We start from the raw sequence: 8558 nt of genomic DNA, 5'->3' as shown, positions 1-8558 counted from the left end.
CTGCGGCATAGGTGAACTTCACGAGACGTCGCTCGCGCTCCTCACTGAAGACGAACTGGCCACCACCGATGTAGGTGATGCCTTCGGGATCGTAGAACTCGGTGCCTTGCGGGTTTCCTGCATTAAGATCCAGCGACATCGTGTTCACCAACTGGCCGGTCTTCGTGACCTGGGTAATGGCGCGGCCACCATCGCCGCAAATAAAGAGCGTGTCGGTGTCCCAGTTGTAGGCGACGCCGGAGGCCTCATCGCAAAGCAGGTTGTGCGCAGCGGTGCCGGGTGGCAGCGCGGTGCGGCGGTATTCAGGAAGATTGTAGCGGGCCACGCGGACATAGGTGGAGAGATCCACTGAGGTGACGCCCGTCGTGACGGTGACGGTGGCGGTGTTGCTATCGACGCTGCCGCCGCCGTTGGTCACGCGTGCCCAGTAGTCTGTGGTCGTGGTGAGTGCGGGTGTGGTGAAGGTGCTCGAATTCGTGCCCACAGGTGTCGTGGTGGTGCCCGTGCCTCCCTGATACCACTGGATCGTCGGAGTCGGTGTGCCAGTGGCGACGAGGGACAGCGTGGCGGTGTAGCCTGAGGCAATCGTCGTGCCCGTGGGCTGTGTCGTGATCATCGGAGAGATGATGTCATCATTGGTGATGGTGAACGTGCCGTTTGCCGTGGCGATGATGGTGGTGCCCGTGGTGTTGACCACGTTCGACAGGGTGACGATCACGGTTTCATCCGGCTCGGTGTCGGTGTCGCCATTGACGATGATGTTGATCGGCAAGCTCGCTGCTCCGCCCGCCGGGAAAGTGAGCGTGCCATTGGCGAGCATGGCGTAGTCGGTGCCGGAGGTCGCGCTGCCGCCCGTGACAGCGTAGTTCACTGTGAAGGCGGTGGCGGTGTCGCTGCGAGTGACATTGAGAGCGAGATTGGAGGTGCTGCTGTCGCCTTCCGTGATGGCGGCATTTCCGATGCTCACGGTCGGGATGGTGGCACCCTGATTGCCGGGAGAGCCGGTATCTGTCGCGGGAGAGACGGCGGTGAAGCTGGCGTGATTTCCAGGGATTCCCGTCGCCGCTGTGTAGCGCGGCGTGGTGGTGCCGGAAGCAGGCACCCAGATCAAAGCCTGCGAATCCGCCGAACCGCCGCCGGAAGGTCCCGCGTGACCACCGGTGGAAGGAGAGGCGTCTTCCTTTGTGAAACCCGCGATGCCGTAGCTGAAGAAGAAGAGTTCATTTTGACCCGCATCAAAGAAGGAGATGCCATCATTCTGTCCGAGGCCCGGAGCACCCACGCTCGAGAACACCTGCACCGTCGGCGCGAGTCCCCACCAAGTGCGGAAATCCGCCGCAGGTGTCGCGGTGAAGACCACCGACTCGCCCGCTGCGATGCTCGTGCCAGGAGGCAGCTTGTAAGCCTGCGCCGCCGCACCTGAGCGACCGCTGTCATGCCAGGAGTAGCCGCTAATGTCTTTCGTCGCGCCGCTGATGTTGGTGAGTTCCCAGTAGTCATTGGCAGTCGTTGGCTTCGTGGCGGATTGATTCGACTGCACTTCCGTGAGCATGAAGCTCGTGTCGAGCACGTCGCCGTCATCCTGCACCGTGAGGCTCGCGGTGGGTGTGGTGGCATCGGCGGCACTCGCGGTGATCGTCACCGACTTGTTGCCATCGGGGAAGGTATCGTTCACGGCGGTGACATCGAAGGTGGCGCTCATTTGATTCGCCAAAATGGTCACCGTGGCAGGCACCGTGGCCTCCGTGGTATCGCTGGAGCTCAGCGTGACCACCAGATCGCTCGTGCCGCTCGTCGCACGCGAAACCGTGCCCGTGGAGGCAGGATTCGTGGCGCTTTCCGAGAAGGAAGAAGACGTGAAGTTTAGTGAAAGCGTGATCGAAGGACCGCCGTCGAAGCTCAGACCGGAACTGCCCGGCGTGCCAGTCACCGCCATGAAGCGGCGACCCGAGCCGAAACCAAACGCCGGATCAATGACCGCCGACTGCGTGGCCGTGCCACCTGCCGAAGCACCCGCGTGACCACCGATGGAAGGCGAGCCGCTGCTCAAGGTGAAGCCACCCGCGATATACGAAAAGCTCGTCACCGAGGCACCTGCTGCATTGAAGAGATGCACCTGATCATTTTGACCCAAACCAGGTCCCGTGGGGTTGGCGAAGACCTGCACCGCTGGCGCAATGCTCCAAAGCGTGCGGAAAGCGGTCGCGTCCGCCGCGGTGGTGAGCACGATGGACTCACCGGGAGCGATCATCGTTCCCGAAGGAATCGTCACCGCCGCCGGGTCGCTTGGATTCGCGCTGTCGTCATCCCACTTCCAATTGCCAATGTTCTGCGTGGTCACACCGACATTCGTCAGCTCCCAAAAATCACCGCCCGTGGCATTCGAGTTCACTTCGGTGATGATGAGCTGTGGGATCTCCGCCGGAGCCAGCGACACACCACGGAAGGCCGTGTTTGCAGCCGCCGTGGCTAGCAATGCAGGAGTCGCGGTGATCGTGGCATTGTAGCCCGTGGCATCGACGATGCTCACCAGTTCGCCACCACCTGCGGCCGCCGTGCCGCCTTTGCGAGTGGCAAAAAGCGTGACCGTGCCGCCACTGACGGAGCCGGTGAGACCACGATAGGCATCACTGAAAGTACCTGCGATGCCATTCGCCGTCCAGGTGCCACCGACGAGCGAGAACTTGCGCACGCCGCCCGTGCCGGCTGTGTTCGTGTCATCCGCGATGTAAAGCGTGTCCACACCTGCCACACCTGTGTCGAGGTCGGCGAAGAAGAACGCATAAGGCGATCCCGAAGTGGGGATGCCGGTCAGGTTTGTGGTCAGCTCACCTGCAGCAGTCGGCAGTCCTGAGCCCACAGTGCCGATGCGCACCGCACTGCCAGAAGCCGTCGAAATATAGAGCTGCCCGCCAAAGATGCCTGCCTGACGCAGGTTCGTGATCGGGGTGCCGCCGGTGTTCACCTGCGTGGAGGTGGTGCCGCCCAGAGTGGTGTAGCGGATGCCGCCAGCGCCGCCCGTGAGCCAGAAGTCCGTTCCATTCGTCGCGGCGACACTGCGCGGATTATTCCCCGTGGCTGCATCTGTCAGCGCCGTGGTGGTGTCCACCGTCCCTGCGGCGTTCACACGAGCGATGACGCGGTTCACTGCAGTCGAAGCCGTGCCGGTCAGGGAGGTGCTATGCGGTGGTGTCGCATCATAACCCGCCGCCACAAGATACTGGCCGTCCGCAGAGCGTGTCAGCAGGCCTTCCGAGCTGGCCGTGCCGCTCGCCACGAGCCGCTTGTTCGCACCACTGACCGTCGTCGGCAGCGGGATGGACTGCACGAGAGTACCTGCAGAAGTGTATTCATCGAGGAAGACGGCTGCGCCGGTATTCAGCAGGCCCGCCGCACCATCGCCGACGCGGTAAATGACGACATTGCCGGGAGTAAATGCAGCCGCGTTGGATGTCTGAACTTGGAAAGCCAAGCCCGCCATCAGCAGCGCAGAACTCAGATTCAGGAGTGTGGTGGTCAGTTTCATGAAGGGGGGAATTGCCCTTCATGCATGACCGTGATTGAAGATCGTGCGTCCCTTTCAATGTGACCATTTCGTGGAATTTGCCACGCCATGTGACAAAAACTTCACGGATCAGCCTAACGATCTAAAATGCCATGACGCTTCACTCAGGCAGTGATATCAGACGCTGAGCCTCCTTGAGCAGAAAGGCGGTGTTGGTGAAGGGCTGCCAACTGATGTCGATCCAGCGCAGGCGGCCTTTGGCGTCGATGAAGACGGCGGCGTGCAGGGCCTCTTCTTCGAAGTCATCGTAGGCGCGGAAGGTCTTGAAGGCGGCGAGGGATGGATCACACAGCACGGGGAAGGGGGGCAGTTTCTTCGTGCTCATCTGCTCGGTGATGCGCCCCGCGAGTGACAGCGGTTCCAATGTCACGGCGCAGAGCTGGATGCCGGCTTTCTCGTAGTCCGGCGCGGCTTTGGCAAAGGCGTTCACCTGCTCCATGCAGTGCGTGCAGGCAGCACCGAGATAGAAGAGCAGGACGTGTGGCTTGCCTTCGAACTGGCTGCTGCTTGCAGGTTTGCCGTCCAGAGTCAGCGCCTCCCACTTCGGAGCTGCGGGCGGATGCCAGTGCATGGGGCCGAGCGGTTCCAGCGGCGGGCGTGTGCCGGAGTCAGTGCGCTTCGGTGCTTCGGCGCGCCACTCGTCTTTGATGCCAAAGGTCTTCGCGAGGGAGTCGAGGCGCTTCTTGACGGGAAGATCGGCTTCCAGGGCGAAGGCGAGCTTGCGCACTTCTTCGAAGGTCTTCTTCGCGTCATCGGTCTTGCCGAGCGCCTGCTGCATCTCGGCTTTCGCGGCGAGTCCGGCGAGGTCCTGCGGATAGTTCTTCAGAAGCTCCTCGGCTTTCTTCTTGTCGCCCAGCTTCAGCCAGAGGCTGGTGGCGAGAGGCTTGGCCATGTCTTTGGCCTTGGTGACGAGATCGGCAGCGGCTTTGTCCTTGGTCAGAACGGCCTGGAGGGCGCGCAGATCGGCGAGGGCAATGGCGGCGGGCTCGGGCTTCTTGGTGTCTTCCTTCTTCTTTGCCTCGTCTTTGGCCACGTCGGTCTTTTTGACCTCCCCTTTGGTCTCTCCTTTGGTTGGGCTGGCTTTCTTCGCATCTGCTTTCGGCTTTGCGGCTTCTGCGGCTTTGGCCTTCGCCTTCTTTTCGATGGCTTCGAGGTCGGTGATGGTGCTGGCGAGTGCCTTCGTGTCGGCCTTGGCAAAGAAGGCGAGCCCGCGTGAATGCAGGCGGCGCACTTCGTGACTGGTTTGTTCCACGGTGGGGAAGAGCGGGCTGCTGGTGACTTTCAGCAGGTCGTCCCAGAGTTCCCATTTGCTCAAGGTATCCAGCAGACGCGTGCGGCCATAACTGGTGCTGGTGCTGTCTTTATCGAGCGTGTTGTTGGCTGGATGCTGCGGATGGCGGATAAGGGCGGTGGCGAGTCCGATGGCGTCGCTGGCGCGGCCGAGTTCGTTGAAGTTGCGCACCAGCCACTCTTCGTTATGCGCGTAGTTGTGGATCTGGTCGGGATGGACCCAGTTGCGGATCATGTAGGCGTGGTCGGTGCGCGTGCTGGCCTCCTGCTGCCACACGGCGTCGTCATAGCGCTTGAGCTTCGAGAAGGTATGCCCAGGCATGTGCCACATGTGGGCGATGCCGGGATTGTTCTGCCCATTCTGAGCGGCGGACTTCAGCGCCATGGCCGGTTTGCGGCCGTCCCAGAGATGGATGCGGTAATGATGCGCGGGATGCTCGGGATTGGCGGCGAAGACCTGATCCAGCAGGGCATTCACGGCCTGATAGCTCGTGATCGGCGCGTCACCATTCGCGTGCCAGGTTTTCCAGGCGAGGAAGGCCTTGGCCTCCACGTCATCGGGGTGGTCCTGCACGATGGTTTCCAGATCGCGGATGAAGTCGAGAGCGCGCTGCTTCTTGTCGCGTTTGTCGTTTTTGTCCTCTTTGTAAAAGGTCTCCAGCGTGCCGATCCAGAGCTTCTCGCGGGCACTGGCCTTGTCCTTGAGCGCCACGGCCTTGCGGACGAACTGCTTCGCGCGGGCCTCATTGTTCACGTTCGCCATCGCCATGCCCCAGAAGGCCATGGGGCATTCTTTGTCGAGCAGCGCCACCTGACGGAAGGAGCGTTCGGCCTCGAAGTACCAGAAGCCGTGGAGCTGGCCGACGCCTTGATTGAAGAACTGCTGCGCCTCGGGCTTCTTCGTGGTGATGGGGAAGCTCACTTTCCCGCAGCCGGGGATCAGCGTGGCGGCCTGACGCGGCCCTTCATTGAAGGCCTCGCCATGCGTGGAGTGACCGGGCAGGGGATCGGCGGCCTGGAGCAGCGAGGTAAAGCCGAGGCTGAGGGCGAGGGAGCGGGAAAGGCGGGACATGGGGAGGTTCATCAACGTCGGCACCGGGGGCTTTCCTACCTCATTGGCACCAGGGGATTCTCTTTTTGCTTTTTGGTGATCCGGGCAGAAAGGAGGCGGCTCATGTTTTCAGCCTTTGTCCGCACGCTTTGTCTTGTACTGACCACCTCGCTCGCCGCGCAGCCGGTGGTGCCGAATGCAGAGCCTTTTCCCAGGCCGGCCTCCATCAAAGGTCTGCAAGTGCAGATGGTCGATGACGCCCTGGCGCTCGGCATCCATCACGCAGGTATCAACATCAACCTCACCGCCCTGCTGGATCTGGAAAAGAAGCCCGCAAATCCGAAGCGCGTCGTGGATGGGCAGGAGTTCAGCTTCAACGAAAGCTACCTCAAGTCTCTCGATGCCCAGATCAAGCCGCTCTCAGATCGTGGCGTGCTCGTGTATGTCATCCTCATCGCGTATCCTTCCAAAGAAGAGGCGCGTGATGCCGTGGTGATCCACCCGGACGCGCGGAAGGACTACAAGTACAGCGTGGGCGGCTTCAACTCGAAGACCCCCGAGGGCCGTGCCTGGCTGCGGGCGGTGAGCGAGGAGATGGCCGCGCGCTGGAGCGGCACCCATGCTGAGCATGGCCGCGTGTGGGGCTGGATCGTCGGCAACGAGGTGAATTCCCACTGGCTCTGGTACAACATGGGCCGCAAGCCCATGGCGGATGCCGTGGGCGAATATGCGCAGGCCTTCCGTCTCGTGCATGGCGCGGTGCGCACGGCCTCGGCGAATGCGCGGCTCTACATTCCCTTCGATCATCATTGGGGCGTCGGCATGTCCGGCATCAGCGCCGAGGAAGCGACACCGGGTCGGGATTACCTGGATGCCTTTGCCAGGCAGACCGCGGATCTCGACTGGCATGTGGCCTGGCATCCCTACCCCGAAGATCTTGGCAATCCGCGTGCCTGGGCCGACAAGACGGTGACGAGTGATGAAGCGACGAACAAGGTCACCTTCAAGAACCTCGAAGTGCTCTGCCGCCATCTCAGGAAACCCGAACTGCTTTTCAAAGGCGAGCCCCGCCGGGTCATCCTCTCCGAGCAGGGCTTTCATCTGCTGCTGACGCCCGAGGGCGAGTCACTGCAAGCCGCCGCCTTTGCCTACGCCTGGGAAAAATGTCGCCGTCTGCCCCTGGTGGATGCCTTCATCTACCATCGCCATGTCGATCATGCCCAGGAGGGCGGGCTGCGCCTCGGGCTCTGGAGAAACGCGCCGCACTCCGTGGTCACACCGCACAGCAAGAAGCAGATCTGGGAGCTCTTCCGCGCAGCGGGTACGCCGGCGTGGGAGGCTGCTGCCGCACCACTGCTGCCGGTGACAGGTTTGAAGGCCTGGGCCGAAATCAAAGGCGAGTGAACGCAGCGTGAAGGCTGGAAGCAGCGCTGGATCAGGCAGGAAAGGGGGCGGTTCTTGAGCGCACGGACTTCGATGCCACGAATCAATTCCTCGCCCTTTCTTCCTCCACTCCACCAGGGCTTGCGCATGAAGCGAAGCTCAAAAGATCGAAGCTGGCCTTGGGAATCCTGTCGTATCCGGCCCCTGATGGTTTGATGCGTCAGCTCCACCCATCTCCCAGGGCTTCGCGCATCCCAATGAAAGGGGCTTTTTGCGACAGGATTGACAGGATTGGCAGGATGAACAGGTCTGAAAAATCCTGTTCATCCTGTGAATCATGTCAATCCTGTCACTAAAGCCCTGATTGACCTTCAGTGACCGATTGGATGCGTCAGCCCTGCCCATCCCCCACCCCCGAGTTCAAAACTCGGGGCACCAGCGTACGAGTTGAAAACTCGTTCTACGCCCTCCGCATCTGAGTTTTGGAGGTCCGCCATGAAGATCACTTGAGTCTCCCCGCCGGTCAGCCTTCATTGAAGGCTCAGACGGGGCAGGAATGCCCCGGCTACCTTATCGGCGGCCATTCAGGATCAGCTCATTCACCTTGGCATGCAGCAGTTCCAGATCGGCGAGGGTGGGTAGGTCGTTGGCGAAGGGAGAGCCCGGCCTTGTTTCTCAATCTCAAGAGTGGTACCCCAAGTCTCAAGAGCTGCACAAAACCTGCCTGCATTCTCAAATCCGAGATGGGAAAACCAAAATCCGATCTCGGATTCTGAAAATCCGATGTGGGTGCGAGGCCACACCCAGATGGGTGCGAGGCCACACCCAGATGGGTGCGAGGGCACACCGAGATGGGTGCGAGGGCACACCGAGATGGGTGCGAGGTCACACCAAGATGGGTGCGAGGTCACACCAAGATGGGTGCGAGGTCACACCAAGATGGGTGCGAGGCCATACCGAGATGGGTGCGAGGCCACACCGAGATGGGTGCGAGGCCACACCGAGATGGGTGCGAGGCCACACCGAGATGGGTGCGAGGCCACACCGAGATGGGCGGAGACGGAACCGGAGACTGGGAGGGCGTGAGCAGGAGCAGACTTACGTCGATCTCTAAGGGTGGGAACTTGATGCTTTCCCTGCCGCCGGGCGTGTCCGAAAGTTTGTGTTTCGGGTCTTTGGTTATGTTTTGGTCTGGGGTTGTTTTTTTGATTGAGCGCATGCGCTCAATCAAAAAAATCGCGACCCGAACTGGATCGCAAATTGGTTGGC

At 61.3% G+C, this 8558-nt stretch carries 3 protein-coding genes; 1 reads left to right on the top strand and 2 read right to left on the bottom strand.

Annotation, left to right across the window (positions count from 1 at the left end; all coding sequences use genetic code 11):
• Together AC6FTP_RS23870 and AC6FTP_RS23865 are read right to left on the bottom strand one after the other, a co-directional pair.
• On the bottom strand, positions 1 to 3526 hold a 3526-nt coding region (locus AC6FTP_RS23870; protein ID WP_497209416.1), incomplete at its 3' end, for a lamin tail domain-containing protein.
• Positions 3527 to 3665: 139 nt separating this feature from the next.
• On the bottom strand, positions 3666 to 5927 hold the full coding sequence (locus tag AC6FTP_RS23865; protein ID WP_497209415.1) for a redoxin domain-containing protein: 2262 nt from the start codon (positions 5925 to 5927) through the stop codon (positions 3666 to 3668).
• Positions 5928 to 6029: 102 nt separating this feature from the next.
• Here AC6FTP_RS23865 and AC6FTP_RS23860 point away from each other — a divergent pair, with 102 nt between their 5' ends.
• Positions 6030 to 7310, top strand: coding sequence for a DUF5722 domain-containing protein (locus AC6FTP_RS23860; protein ID WP_497209414.1), 1281 nt, complete (start codon positions 6030 to 6032; stop codon positions 7308 to 7310).
• Positions 7311 to 8558 lie beyond the last annotated feature (1248 nt).

Source organism: Prosthecobacter sp. (assembly GCF_044378005.1).
In the GTDB taxonomy this organism is placed as follows: domain Bacteria; phylum Verrucomicrobiota; class Verrucomicrobiia; order Verrucomicrobiales; family Verrucomicrobiaceae; genus Prosthecobacter.
Note: the sequence above shows the minus strand (reverse complement) of the source record. Positions and strands in the feature narration are given on the sequence as shown.